Source organism: Polymorphospora sp. A560 (assembly GCF_045781765.1).
Classification (GTDB): Bacteria; Actinomycetota; Actinomycetes; order Mycobacteriales; family Micromonosporaceae; genus Polymorphospora; species Polymorphospora lycopeni.
The window spans coordinates 6,429,432-6,442,008 of record NZ_CP122282.1 but is presented as its reverse complement, the minus strand read 5'-3'; the positions used below and the strand labels follow the sequence as shown (position 1 = coordinate 6,442,008).

At 73.5% G+C, this 12,577-nt stretch carries 10 protein-coding genes and 2 pseudogenes; 8 read left to right on the top strand and 4 right to left on the bottom strand.

Going from position 1 to position 12,577, the window contains the following annotated elements:
- The first annotated feature begins 83 nt into the window (after positions 1-83).
- Positions 84-923: a GNAT family N-acetyltransferase gene (locus tag QCD66_RS29125; RefSeq protein ID WP_375734487.1), complete on the top strand. Its 840-nt coding sequence runs from the start codon at positions 84-86 to the stop codon at positions 921-923.
- 130 nt (positions 924-1,053) lie between these two features.
- Positions 1,054-1,572, top strand: coding sequence for a hypothetical protein (locus QCD66_RS29120; protein WP_364208038.1), 519 nt, complete (start codon positions 1,054-1,056; stop codon positions 1,570-1,572).
- Positions 1,573-1,585: 13 nt separating this feature from the next.
- Here QCD66_RS29120 and QCD66_RS29115 read toward each other — a convergent pair whose 3' ends face one another.
- The 4 genes and pseudogenes from QCD66_RS29115 to QCD66_RS29100 form a co-directional block, all read right to left on the bottom strand.
- Positions 1,586-3,079 (bottom strand): serine hydrolase, encoded by a 1,494-nt coding sequence (locus tag QCD66_RS29115; RefSeq protein WP_375734486.1) that lies wholly within the window; start codon positions 3,077-3,079, stop codon positions 1,586-1,588.
- Entirely contained in the window at positions 3,076-3,591 is a 516-nt protein-coding gene (locus QCD66_RS29110; protein ID WP_357535796.1) for an ArsR family transcriptional regulator, read from the bottom strand. The genes QCD66_RS29115 and QCD66_RS29110 overlap by 4 nt, the downstream gene beginning before the upstream one ends.
- A 10-nt stretch (positions 3,592-3,601) precedes the next feature.
- Positions 3,602-4,060, bottom strand: a complete 459-nt coding sequence (locus QCD66_RS29105; protein WP_375734504.1) for a DUF998 domain-containing protein — start codon at positions 4,058-4,060, stop codon at positions 3,602-3,604.
- 170 nt (positions 4,061-4,230) lie between these two features.
- A pseudogene (locus QCD66_RS29100) lies at positions 4,231-5,297 on the bottom strand (glutathione S-transferase family protein).
- A gap of 47 nt (positions 5,298-5,344) precedes the next feature.
- Between QCD66_RS29100 and QCD66_RS29095 the strand changes: the two are divergent.
- The 6 genes and pseudogenes from QCD66_RS29095 to QCD66_RS29070 form a co-directional block, all read left to right on the top strand.
- Positions 5,345-5,644, top strand: a pseudogene (locus tag QCD66_RS29095) (SDR family NAD(P)-dependent oxidoreductase); the annotation flags it as partial.
- Between the two features lie 420 nt (positions 5,645-6,064).
- Positions 6,065-6,883 (top strand): SAM-dependent methyltransferase, encoded by an 819-nt coding sequence (locus tag QCD66_RS29090; RefSeq protein ID WP_364208810.1) that lies wholly within the window; start codon positions 6,065-6,067, stop codon positions 6,881-6,883.
- Between the two features lie 53 nt (positions 6,884-6,936).
- Entirely contained in the window at positions 6,937-9,081 is a 2,145-nt protein-coding gene (locus QCD66_RS29085; RefSeq protein WP_364208030.1) for an EAL domain-containing protein, read from the top strand.
- A gap of 112 nt (positions 9,082-9,193) precedes the next feature.
- The gene (locus QCD66_RS29080; protein ID WP_407566867.1) at positions 9,194-9,418 is read left to right on the top strand and encodes a hypothetical protein; all 225 of its coding nucleotides are present in this window, start codon (positions 9,194-9,196) and stop codon (positions 9,416-9,418) included.
- Positions 9,419-9,553: 135 nt separating this feature from the next.
- The gene (locus tag QCD66_RS29075; RefSeq protein ID WP_364208024.1) at positions 9,554-10,138 is read left to right on the top strand and encodes a MarR family winged helix-turn-helix transcriptional regulator; all 585 of its coding nucleotides are present in this window, start codon (positions 9,554-9,556) and stop codon (positions 10,136-10,138) included.
- Positions 10,139-10,244: 106 nt separating this feature from the next.
- Positions 10,245-12,488 (top strand): LLM class flavin-dependent oxidoreductase, encoded by a 2,244-nt coding sequence (locus QCD66_RS29070; RefSeq protein ID WP_375734484.1) that lies wholly within the window; start codon positions 10,245-10,247, stop codon positions 12,486-12,488.
- Positions 12,489-12,577 lie beyond the last annotated feature (89 nt).

Here is a 12,577-nt window from a genome sequence, read left to right as displayed (position 1 = left end):
TGATCACGGGGATCGTCGAGGGGGGAGTGGGGAGTTGGCGGCTGACCGCACCTGGGCGCCGCGAATCTGGCACGCTGGTAAGCGTGCTCATGGTGCCCGTACGGCAGCTCGGGGAGACCGAGCGCGGTGCGGTCGAGAGGCTCCTCGACCTAGACCCGTTCGCCGCCGCCCAGGTCGCCGAGCGGGTCGCCGCGCACGGCCTCTCCTGGTGGCGGGCCGACGGGCGGATCTTCGGCTACGGCTCGCGCCGCCAGGTGGAGTCGCTGTGCTGGCTCGGCGGCCACCTGACCCCGATTCTCGCCTCGAAACCCGCGGTCGCCGCCTTCGCCGAGCGGATCGGCTCCGAGGAACGGCTCTGCTCCTCCATCGTCGGCCGCGCCGACGCGGTGCTCGGCCTGTGGGAGCGGCTGGAGAGCCGGTGGGGACCGGCGCGGGACGTACGCCCGAACCAGCCGTTGCTGGCCGCGGAGGGTCCGGCACCGGTGCGCCCCGACCCCGACGTGCGGCTGGCCCGCTCCGACGAGATGGACCTGCTCTTCCCGGCGGCGGTCGCGATGTACACCGAGGAGGTCGGCGCGTCGCCGCTGGTCGACGACGGCGGGCGCGGCTACCGGCGCCGGGTGCTCGACCTGGTACGCGCCAGGCGGGCGTACGTGAAGGTCGTCGACGGTGAGGTGGTCTTCAAGGCGGAGTTGGCCGTCGTGACCCGGCGCACCGCGCAGATCCAGGGGGTCTGGGTCGCTCCGGAGTGGCGGGGGCGGGGGATCGCGACGGCGGCGATGTCGGCGGTGATGCGCGACGCGACGGGCCGGGTCGCCCCGACCGTGAGCCTCTACGTCAACGACTACAACGTGCCGGCCCGCCGGGTGTACGAGCGGTGTGGTTTCCGTTCGGTGGGCACGTTCGCAACCGTCCTCTTCTGACCGGTTTCCCGCCATTTGGGAGAATGGTAGCTATTTTCAGTATGCTGCCAGCCAGGTGATCCCGCTGATGCCTACGCTTCGTAACGATCGTTGAGGGAACGGGTTACGGTCAGCGAGGTGAGGGGCCGAAATGGGGCGGATCGTCAAGCAGGTCTCCGAGGGCACCACCAAGTACTACTGGTATCCGGGCGACAAGCGGGAGTGGATCCGCGCCGCCGTCGCCCTCGGGCTCGGAGCGCTGGCGTTCGGGCTGCTCCTGCTGCTGGCCCGGGACCTGCTGGCCGCGACCGTCGTCGGCACGTCGGTGGCCGGCGGGGTGGCCGGGGTCAACTTCGGCCGCCGGGACGCCCGTGCCCTGGCCGGCTTCCCCGACCTCGGCGACCGGGCCGCCCGGCGGGCCGCCGTCGGCCACACCGGTCGCGCCGTGTGGCGCGCCCTGGCGCACGGGTTCGGCGGCGCCGCCGCCGCGGTGCTGATCCTCAACCTGCCGCACCGCGGCATCGTCGCCGACTGGATCCTGCCGATCGTGCCCACCGTCGTCGGTGCCCTCGCCCACCAGGGCGGGATGCTCTACGAGCGGCTCGGTACGTCGGCGGCCACCCCCGGCCCGGCCGCCCAGCCGGCACCGACCCTGGAGGCGGCCAAGTAGGGGACAGCGGCGATCAGGTCAGGATCGCCACCGCGAGGATCAGCCCGCCGCTCACGACCGCGCCGATCGCCGCGCCGGTCCAGCGCACCCAGGGCGTGCCCCGGCCGGTCACCGGCAGGCCCGGCAATCGGAACACCGCCAGCACCACGCCGGCGACCGCGAACCCGACCGCCACCGGCCACAACACCGCCGGAACGTCGAGCCACGCCCCCGCCCGGTGCGCCAGCACCAGCGACGCCGCCGCCGACAGCACGCCGCCGGCCAGCCCGAGCCGGTCCGGTGCGGGCCGCCAGGTGCTGCCGGTGCCGGTCGCCGTCGCGACCAGGCCGAGCCCGCCGCCGACCAGCAGTACGACGGTGACGGCGATCAGCAGCCAGTTGGCGTCCGGGCCGTCGGTCGGCCGGTCGACGCCGAGCAGTCGCAGCCCGACCGCCTCGACACCACGGTCGGTGTTGCCGAGCAGCACCACGCCCCGGCCGGTCGCCCGCTCGAACCCGACGTACGTGCTGAAGCCGCCGGTCGCGCCGTTGTGCCAGACGATCTCGCGGTCGTCGTACCGGGTGGTGAACCAGCCGTACCCGATCCGCTCGTCGTCCGGGCCGTACCTGGGGGTGGTCGCGTCGGCGCCCGGCGCGGTTCCGGCCATCGTCGCGGCCAGCAACCGGGCCAGGTCGTGCGCGGTCGTCCACATGCCGATGCCGGCGGCGGCCAGCCCGCCGGCCCGCCACGCCCGCATGGGGCGACCCGCACCGGTGCCGCCGGTCGCGGCACCCGCCGGCAGCGGATCGCCTTCGCCGACGAAACCGGTCGCGGTCATGCCGAGCGGGTCGAGCAGGCGCTGGCGCAGCAGTTCCGGGTAGGCGGTACCGGCCCGTTCGGCGAGTGCCAGGCCGAGCACCGCCATGCCGAAGTTGGAGTACGTCACCTCACCCCGGTGGTCGCGGACCCGGGTGCCGGACAACGCGTCGAGTACGTGGGTGGCGTCCTGCCCGGCGTACGGGTCGGTGCCGCGGACCGCCGCGACGACGGTGCTCAGTGGCCCGCCGGGCGCGGGGGCCAGCCGGGGCAGCCCGGAGGTGTGACCGGCCAGCTCGGCCAGGGTGACGTCGCCGACGGCCGGGTCCTCGAAGGCGCGGCCGGGGAACAGTTGCCGCAGCGTGTCGTCGGGCGTCACGACGCCGTCGGCGACCAGGTCGGCGAGGAGCATGCCGGTCATGACCTTGGTGAGCGAGCCGGACTCGAACCGGGTGCCGGCGTCGACGTCGCCGCCGGCGGTGCCGCGTTCGCCGATCCCGGCGACCCGTACCTGGCCGCCGTCGACGGTGGCGACGGCGAGGCCGCGGTAGCCGGCGGGGTCGTCGACAGCGTCCCGGACCCGGGTGGCGGGTCCGGTGTCGCCGGTGCGGTCGCCGGCCAGCCCGGCGGGTGAGGGGGCGGCGAAGGTCGCCAGCCCGGCCGCGACCAGCCCGGTCAGGGCGGCGGCGACCAGTGGTCGGGTGATCTTCATCGGGTCGCCGCCGTCAGGATCGTGAGGAGCGGCACCACCCGCTCGGGCGGCACCGTGTAGTGGCCCCGCGACGACGGGCGCAGCCAGCCGGCGCCGACGAGCTGGCGCAGGTGGTGGTAGAGCTGACCGGTGGTGCCGAGCCCTTCCTGTTCGGCCAGTTCGGCGGTCGTACGGCAGCCGAGCAGCACCTGGCGCAGCAGGAGCAGGCGTACCGGGTGGCCGAGCGCGGCGAGGGTGCCGGCGTGTTCGGACCAGTCGGTGCCGAGCAGGTCGTCGACCGGCCGGCCCAGTTGCCACTCGTAGTGCTCGCCGGTGGGCAGGTCGACGGTGCCGGTGAAGAGTACGGCGCCGGCCTCGGCTTGCGGCGGCAGCCGGTCGCGCAGTCCTTCCAGCGCCCAGAAGGTGTCCGGGCCGGTGGGGCCGGTACGCGGCTCCGGCGTGGCCTGCCGGGTCAGCCGGGCCACCGCCTCCTCCAGGGCGGCCACCCGGGCGGCGAGATCGTCCTTCGACATGTCTCCAGTATTACGTACCTACGTAATTTCGCATCTTGGCGGGGCGGGACCGGAGCCGCCCGACCCCGACCAGCACGCCGCCGGCGAGCACCCAGGCGGCCGCCTCGACCAGCAGCACCCGTTCCACCAGGGCGACCACGGAACTGCGGCCCAGCACGAGCATGGCGATCCCGACCGTGGCCGACAGCGGCAGCGCCACGGCCGCCGCGACCGCCGACAACCGGCGCAACGCCCGCGGGGTGGCCGGCGACCAGGCCAGCGCGACCATCGCGAAGACGCACGACGCGACCGCGGCGATGCTGGCCGCACCGTGCACCAGGTCGGCGGTCGTCGCCGGCTCGAACGGCGGCAGCGGGCAGCCGGCACTGCACGTCACCGCGCCGGACAGCACGGTGCAGGCGGCGCTGGCGACCAGCAGCGCCCCGGCGGTGCGGACCAGGTCGGGCAACACGACGCCACCGACCCGCATCGCCGGCCCGCCCCGGCTTCCCGCGCCGCCCCGCACCGCCGGGTCGCCGGCGGGCGCCCACGGCAGGGCCAGCGCGAACAGCAGCAGGCCGGCCGCGAGCACGAAGATCCCCAGCCGGTACGTCGACGCGTACCCGCTGGATTCGACGCCGGCCTCGCTGACGTACCCGGTCAGGCCCGGACCGGGCCCGGCGACCACCGCGACGGTGACCGCGACCGTGCCGGCGACGGCGCAGGCCGCCGCCCCGAACCCCGCCGCCGCCCGGAGCGGTTCAGCCACGCCCGTGCGGCGTGGTCCAACCGGACAGGTCGGGACCCAGCGGCACGATCCCGGTCGGGTTGATCGCCGGGTGCGTGCCGTAGTAGTGGCGCTTGATGTGGTCGAAGTCGACGGTGTCGCCGAACCCCGGCGTCTGGAAGAGATCGCGGGCGTACGCCCACAGCACCGGCATCTCGGTCAGCTTGCGCTGGTTGCACTTGAAGTGCCCGTGGTACGCCGCGTCGAAGCGCACCAGCGTCGTGAACAGCCGTACGTCCGCCTCGGTGATCGTGTCGCCCATCAGGTAGCGCTGCCCGGTGAGCCGTTGCGACAGCAGGTCGAGCCGGGCGAACAGGTTGGTGAACGCCTCGTCGTACGCCTGCTGCGTCACCGCGAACCCGCACCGGTAGACGCCGTTGTTGACGTCGCGGAAGATCTCCGCCATCAGCGCGTCCAGTTCCGGCCGCAACGCCTCGGGATAGAGGTCCGGGGCGCCCGGCCGCTGGTATGCCCGCCACTGCGTGCCGAAGTCCAGCGTGATCTGTGGATAGTCGTTGGTCACCACCCGTCCGGTGACCGTGTCGACCAGCGCCGGCACGGTCACCCGGCCGGCGTAGTCGGGATCGGTCGCCCGGTAGACCTCGGCCAGGAATTCCACGCCCAGCACCGGGTCGCGTCCGCCCTCGTCGAGGGTGAACCGCCAGCCGGCCTCGTCGCGGATCGGGTCGACGGTGCCGACCGAGATCACCTCGTCGAGTCCGAGCAGGCCCAGCACGATCCGGGCGCGGTGCGCCCACGGGCAGGCCCGGCACCAGACCAGCCGGTAGCGGCCGGGTTCGACCGGCCACCGCCCCCGCGAGTCCGGCCCGCCACCGGGCGGCGACTGGGAGTCGGCCGTGATCCGGTCGGTGAATCGGTTGGGCTGGCGGACGAACTCGCCGCCGCTGCCGGTCTCCCGGGTGAACTGCGCCTGCGCCATACCGCCAACCTATCCGTGCCCGGCGGGCGCGCGCCGCCGATGATCGAATGACGGGTATGGGGCAGCGCAGGACGGTGGTCGTCACCGGTGGCAGTTCGGGGATCGGGCTCGCGGCGGCCGTCGCGCTCGCCCGTGCCGGCGACGACGTGGTGCTGCTCGGGCGGCAACCGGCGAGGCTGGCCCACGCCGCGGACCGGGTCGCCGCAGTCGTCGGCCGCCCGCCCCGCACCTACCGGGCCGACTTCGCCCGGCTCGCCGAGATACGCGAGGTCGCCGACCGGTTGCGGGCCGACCTTCCCCGGGTCGACGTACTGGTCAACAACGCCGGCCAGTTCGCAGCCCGGACCCGTGCCACCGTCGACGGCCACGACGTCACGATGCAGGTCAACCACCTCGGCGGCTTCCTGCTCCCCGGCCCGGTACGGACCCGGTTCGGGCGGGGCAGCCCGCTGTCACCCTGGCCCGCCCGGTCCCGCTGCTGTTCCGTACGCCGGAGCGGGGCGCCGACACACTGGTCTGGCTGGCCACCGCCGACGACGCGCTGGTACCCGGCGGTTACTTCGCGTTCCGGGCCCCGTTCGCCGCCTCGCCCCGCTCGACCGACCCGGACCGGGCCCGCCGGCTCTGGACGGCGAGCCTGCGCGCGGTCGGGCTGCCGGCGACGGCCGGGACGGCGTGACCACGGTCACCGCACCTCGGCGCGGGGCGGTTATGCTCGGGCCGGCCAGGGACCCCCTCAGATTCCCCGGACTACCCGAAGGCGACAGATGGACCAGTCGAGTGGACCGCCGACCGAGATCGACATGAACCGGCCCAGCGCGGCCCGGGTCTACGACTACTTTCTCGGCGGAGCGCACAACTTCGAGATCGACCGCCAGCTCGCCGCGCAGATCGCCGGCATGACGCCGAATCTCGCCGACACGATGCGGGCCGGTCGGGCCCTGCTGCGCCGGGCCGTACGCGTCCTGGTCGCCGAGGGGATCGACCAGTTCCTCGACATCGGCTCCGGCATCCCGACCGTCGGCAACGTCCACGAGGTCGCCCAGGCCGCCAACCCGGAGGCCCGGGTCGTGTACGTCGACATCGACCCGGTCGCCGTCGCGCACAGCCGTTCCATCCTCGACGGCAACGACCGCTGTGCCGTGCTGCACGCCGACCTGCGTGAACCGGAGCGGATCCTGGCCGAGGCGACCGCCACCGGGCTGATCGACCTGGGGCGCCCGGTCGCGATCCTGCTCGCCGGCGTCGTCCACTTCGTCCCGGACGCCGACGACCCGGGCGCGATCCTGGCCACCCTGCGCGGGGCGACGGTGCCCGGCAGCTACCTGCTGATCTCGCACTCGACGTTCGAGGACCAGCCGCAGGAGATGCTCGACGCGCAGCGGCTCTCCGCCCGCACCTCCACCGAGATCACCCTGCGGTCCAAGGCCGAGGTCACCGCGTTCTTCGGCGACTTCACCATTCTCCCGCCCGGCGTCGTCCACATGCCGCTGTGGCGGCCCGACGTACCGTCCGACGTGGACGATCATCCGGAGCGGTTCGGCGCGTTCGGCGCGCTCGGCCGCAACGACCGCGCCGACGGGTAGCCGTGACAGGGCCCGCGGACGATCCAGCCGGCGCGACACCGGGTCGGTCCGATGTGGACGGCTTCAGCCACGCCGGGGCGGAGCTGTTCGCCCGGGACTGGGCCGCCGCCGTCGGGCGGCTCGGCTTCGTGCCGGTCAGCTCGGTCGAGATCGAGCAGATGCTCCTGGCGCACACGGTCCGGCTCGCCCGGGCGACGCTCGCACCGCAGTTCACCGACCGGCCGGGGCACGACGTCGGGACGGCCCTGGTGGAGGCGCACCTGACCGAGCCGGCGGTGCTCGGCTGGACCGTACGCGCGCTCGGCGAACGGTTCGTCACCCACGTACTGCCCGACCTGGCCGACTCCCCGGCGGTCCGGCAACGGGCCACCGCGCTGCAGGGCGCGCTCGCCGCCGGCTTCTCCGCCGCGCTGCGCGACCGGACCTTCGTCCAGCAGGAGCGGCTCAGCCGCTCGGTGTGGGCCGCCCGCAACGAGGCGGAGCAGGCCCTGCGCGACAGCGAGGCACGCTTCCGCGCGATCTTCACCGGGGCCGCGATCGGTATCGGCATCGCCGACACCGACGGCCGCATCGTCGAGGTCAACCAGGCGCTCGCCGACATGTTCGGCTACACCCCGGCACAGATGCGGCAGGTCAACGTCGCGCAGCTCTTCCACACCGACGACCCCGACGGGATGTGGCAGCACTACACCGACCTGATCCAGGGCCGCCACGACGCGGCCCGGATGGAGAAGCTCTACCACCGCAGCGACGGCACCGCCTTCTGGACCAACCTGGCCGTGTCGCTGGTCCGCCACGACGACGGCCGGCCGCGCTTCACGGTCGCGATGATGGAGGACATCACCGACCGCTACGAACTCCAGGAGCGGATGCGGTTCCAGGCCCAGCACGACCCGCTGACCGGGCTGCCCAACCGCACCCTGTTCTTCGACCGGCTGACGGCGGTGCTCGGCCGGGCCGCGCCCGGCGACCGGATCGGGGTCTGCTTCATCGACCTCGACGGCTTCAAGGCGATCAACGACAGCCTCGGGCACGACCTGGGCGACCGGCTGCTCAGCGTGGTCGCCAACCGGCTGGCCGACTGCGTGGCCGACGGCGGGCACCTGGTGGCCCGGATGGGCGGCGACGAGTTCGTCATCCTGGTCGAGGGCAGCACCGGCCGCCAGGACGTGGTCGGGGTCGCCGAGGCGGCGCTGTCCGCCGTCGCCGAGCCGGTCCGCATCGGCGAACACCAGCTCGCCGTCTCGGCCAGCATCGGCATCGTCGAGCGTCCGGTCGCCGACACCGATCCGGCCGACCTGATGAAGGCCGCTGACACCACGCTCTACTGGGCCAAGGCCGACGGTCGCGGCCGCTGGGCGGTCTTCGACCCGGTACGCAGCGCCCGCGACCGGGCCAAGTCGGCACTCGCGACCGCGCTGCCGGCCGCGCTGGAGCGTGACGAGCTGGTCCTCGAATACCAGCCGATCGTCGCGACCGGCGACCGGCGGCTGATCGCCGTCGAGGCGCTGGTGCGTTGGCAGCACCCGCAGCTCGGCCGGCTGGGGCCGGACCGGTTCATCGCGCTGGCCGAGGAGACCGGGCTGATCGTCGACCTCGGTGAACGGGTGCTGGCGACCGCCTGCGCCGACGCGAGTCGCTGGCTGGCCGAGTTTCCCGACGCCCGGCTGCGGGTCAGCGTCAACCTGGCGGCGCGGCAGGCCAGCGAAGCGGCGCTGGTCGGCAAGGTCGCGGCGGTGCTGAAGCGCACCGGCCTGCCCGCGGAGCTGTTGCAGCTGGAGCTGACCGAGAGCGCGGTGATGGCCACGACGGGGGAGCCGTTGCGGTCGTTGCGCCGGCTCGCCGCGCTGGGCGTACGGCTGGCGATCGACGACTTCGGCACCGGCTACTCCAACCTGGCCTATCTGCGCCGGCTGCCGATCCACTCGCTCAAGCTGGCCGGTGCGTTCGTGGAGGGCATCCGGGGCGACGATCCGGTGAGCCGGGTCGACGAGCGGATCGTCGACGCGTTGGTGCGGTTGGCGCACGCGCTCAACCTTTCGGTGACGGCGGAGGCGGTGGAGACCCGGCACCAGGCCGACCGGCTGTCGGCGCTGGGCTGCGACACTGGTCAGGGCCGTTTCTACGGGCCGCCGCAGGAGGCGGGCGGCATCACCGCCCTGCTGCGTGGCGCGGCCGGCGTCGCCTCCCGCCGCTGAGCCGTAACTCAGCGCCAATGTCGGCGAATGCTGCACATGGGACAAGTCCGATATGTAAAAGTTTCTCTCATCTCAGGGTGTCCGGTCGGATGCCCGTACGGAGGGAGGCGTCATGGCGGTGACAGCGGATCTTGCCAAGTTGCTCGACAAGTCGTACGAGGACAAGGAACTCGCCGAACTGGTCAACGCGCCGGTGGCCGCACTGGCCGGCGTGACCGACGACGACGCGAAGCTGCTCAGGGAAGCGCTCAACATCAAGACGATCGGCGATCTCGGCCGCAACAAGTACTTCCGCGCGGCCACCGCCCTGGTCACCCTCGCCGACGGCGGCCGGTAGCCAGGGTCCGGTGCCGGCCCGTCGTGGCCGGCACCGGCAGCCGGTGACCCATCTTCGGGGCAGACGGTCTTCGCTGAAGAACGTCGCGAATTGTGATCTTCTGGCTGGACAGCAGGGCTTGTTAGGGTCGTCGGTATGGACAACACCCCGCCCGCCTCCGCCCTCGGTGCCCCGGCGGGCGCGTCGCTCGCCCACGACCTCGGGTTCAACCTCGGGGTGCTGTTCCGCGCGTACGTCAAGGCGTCCAACGAGGTGGTCAGCGACATCCCGGGCGGGCCGCGCGGATACCAGGTGCTCGCGGCGGCGGTCCACGGCGACGCCGGCAGCCAGTCCGCCCTCGCCAAGCGGCTCGGCATCGACCGCACGGTGATGACCTACCTGGTCGACGATCTGGAGACCGCCGAGCTGGTGGCCCGCCGGCCCGATCCGGCCGACCGGCGCAACCGGCAGATCGTCGCCACCGACAAGGGGCACCTCGCCTGGAAACTGGCCGAGCGTCACCTGCGGGCGATCGACACGCACCTGCTCGGCGAGGTCTCCGAGGACGAGGCGCGGGTGTTTCGCGACGTGCTGCGGCGCCTCGCGGTGCGCGCCAACGAGGCCGACCGGCTCGACAACGCCTGCGAGCTGGTCCAGGACCTCGGTTCCGGCCCGGCGCCGACCCCGAAGCGACGTGTTCGGCGCGGCTCGGCCGACCGTCGGGCCGACGCGGCCTCCTGACGCTTCCTGTGACGAGCGTGACGGCACGTGCTGGTCGCAAAATGAGTGGTCCGACATACGATTGGCATCCCAGACAGTCGTCATCACCACTCGATCGGAGGGCGTCATGGACTACGGGCACCCGCTGCAGTTCGGCACGTTCATCACCCCGACCGTCACCCCGCCGGACGCCGCCGTCGCGCGTGCCCAGCTCAGCGAGGAACTCGGCTACGACCTGGTCACCTTCCAGGACCATCCCTACCAGCCGGGCTTCCTCGACACCTGGACCCTGATGACCTGGGTCGCCGCGAAGACCCGATCCGTGCACATCTCGGCGAACGTGCTCAACCTGCCGCTGCGCCCACCGGCCGTCACCGCCCGCGCCGCCGCCAGCCTCGACCTGCTCTCCGGCGGCCGGTTCGACCTCGGCCTCGGCGCCGGCGGATTCTGGGACGCGATCGAGGCGATGGGCGGCCGCCGGCTGACCCCCGGGCAGTCGGTCGACGCCCTCGACGAGGCGATCGACATCATCCGCGGGATCTGGGCTGCCGACGAACCCGGCATCCTGAAGCACGACGGCGACCACTACCGGGTACACGGCGCCAAACGCGGCCCGCTGCCCGCCCACGACATCCCGATCTGGCTGGGCGCGTACAAGCCCCGCATGCTGCGCCTGGTCGGGCGCAAGGCGGACGGCTGGCTGCCGTCGCTGCCGTACCTGAAACCGGGTGACCTGGCCGCCGGCCAGGCGGTGATCGACGAGGCGGCGCGGGAGGCCGGCCGCGACCCGCGCGAGATCCGCCGGCTGCTCAACATCAGCGGCACCTTCGCCGCGTCCCGGCGCGGCTTCCTCGACGGCCCGGCCGACCAGTGGGTCGAGGAACTGCTGCCGCTGGTGCTGCGCGACGGCATCGGCACGTTCATACTGATGGCCGACGACCCCGACGTCGCACGCAGGTTCGCCGAAGAGGTCGCGCCCGCGCTGCGCGAGGCCGTCGCCCGGGAACGCGGCCCGCGGGCCGAGCCCGAGCGGCGCGGCGCCGCCGCGCTGGCCCGCCGCCGCACCGGCATCGACTACGACGGCGTACCCCCGTCGCTCGCGGCGGTGACCGTCGAGCCGGGCGACTTCGGGTACGCCCGCGTCCGCTCGTCGGCGATGCGGGCCGGTTCGCCCGGGCTCGTCATCCAGCCCCGGAACCCCGCCGAGGTGGTCAACGCGCTCGCCTTCGCCCGCGAGCAACCGGTGCCGCTGTCGGTCCGCAGCGGCGGGCACGGCATCGGCGGACGCTCCACCAACGACGGCGGCATCGTGATCGACCTGGCCCACCTCGACACGATCGAGGTCGTCGACCGGGAAACCCGCCGGGTACGTATCGGGCCCGGGGCCCGCTGGGGCGACGTCGCCACCGCCCTCGCCCCGTACGGCTGGGCGCTCACCTCCGGCGACTACGGCGGGGTCGGGGTCGGCGGGCTGGCCACCTCGGGCGGGATCGGCTGGCTCGTCCGCCGGTACGGGCTCACCATCGACCACCTGCTCGCCGTCGACCTCGTCCTCGCCGACGGCACGACGGTGCGGGCCAGCGCCGACGAGAACCCCGACCTGTTCTGGGGCGTCCGTGGCGCCGGCGCCAACCTCGGCATCGTGACGTCGTTCGAGTTCGTCGTCGACAAGGTCGGCGACGTCGGCTTCGGACAGTTCGCCCTGGACGCGAGCGACACCGCCGGCCTGCTGGAACGCTTCGGCGCGGTGCTGGAGGCGGCACCGCGCGACACCACCGCCAACCTGATCATGGGCGGGGCGCGGCGCGGTCGACCGCCGGTCGCGCAGATCCTCACCGTCGTCGACGCCGCCGACCCGGACACCGTGGGCGAGCGGCTCCAGCCGATCGCCGGGATCGCACCGGTGCTCGACCAGGCCGCGCAGATCGTGCCGTACGCCGCGCTCATGCACCACGTCGAGGGCTCGCACCAGGGGCAGGGCGAACCGGTCGCCCGGTCCGGCCTGCTCGAGCACCTCACCCCGGAGTTCGCCACCGCGGCGGCCCACCTGGTCGCCAGCGGGGCGGTGTACTTCTTCCAGATCCGCGCGATGGGCGGCGCCGTCGCCGACGTCGACCCCGACGCGACCGCCTTCGCGCACCGGTCGGCCAACTTCCAGGCGGTCGCGTTCGGGACCGACCGCCGGCGCCTCGACCGGCTGTGGGACGACCTGGCCCGGCACTTCTCCGGGCTCTACACCAACTTCGACACCGACCTGCGCCCGGAACGGATCACCGACGCCTTCCCGCCCGCGACGCTGCGGCGACTGCGCGAGCTGAAGCGGCGCCACGACCCCGGCAACCTGTTCCGCGACAACTTCAACGTGGCCTGACCCCGCCGGCCGGTCGGCTGGCCGGCGGGTCGGGTCGGTCCGGTGCAGTCCGGTCCGGTGCGGGCCGGGCCGGCGGGTGCGGGGCGGTG

What these genes read in the sequence shown, in the direction of transcription:
- QCD66_RS29120 (WP_364208038.1), top strand. Translation starts at nt 1,054, where the DNA reads ATGGGGCGGATCGTCAAGCAGGTCTCCGAGGGCACCACCAAGTACTAC.
- QCD66_RS29115 (WP_375734486.1), bottom strand. Translation starts at nt 3,079, where the DNA reads ATGAAGATCACCCGACCACTGGTCGCCGCCGCCCTGACCGGGCTGGTC.
- QCD66_RS29110 (WP_357535796.1), bottom strand. Translation starts at nt 3,591, where the DNA reads ATGTCGAAGGACGATCTCGCCGCCCGGGTGGCCGCCCTGGAGGAGGCG.
- QCD66_RS29105 (WP_375734504.1), bottom strand. Translation starts at nt 4,060, where the DNA reads ATGCGGGTCGGTGGCGTCGTGTTGCCCGACCTGGTCCGCACCGCCGGG.
- QCD66_RS29090 (WP_364208810.1), top strand. Translation starts at nt 6,065, where the DNA reads ATGGACCAGTCGAGTGGACCGCCGACCGAGATCGACATGAACCGGCCC.
- QCD66_RS29080 (WP_407566867.1), top strand. Translation starts at nt 9,194, where the DNA reads ATGGCGGTGACAGCGGATCTTGCCAAGTTGCTCGACAAGTCGTACGAG.
- QCD66_RS29075 (WP_364208024.1), top strand. Translation starts at nt 9,554, where the DNA reads ATGGACAACACCCCGCCCGCCTCCGCCCTCGGTGCCCCGGCGGGCGCG.
- QCD66_RS29070 (WP_375734484.1), top strand. Translation starts at nt 10,245, where the DNA reads ATGGACTACGGGCACCCGCTGCAGTTCGGCACGTTCATCACCCCGACC.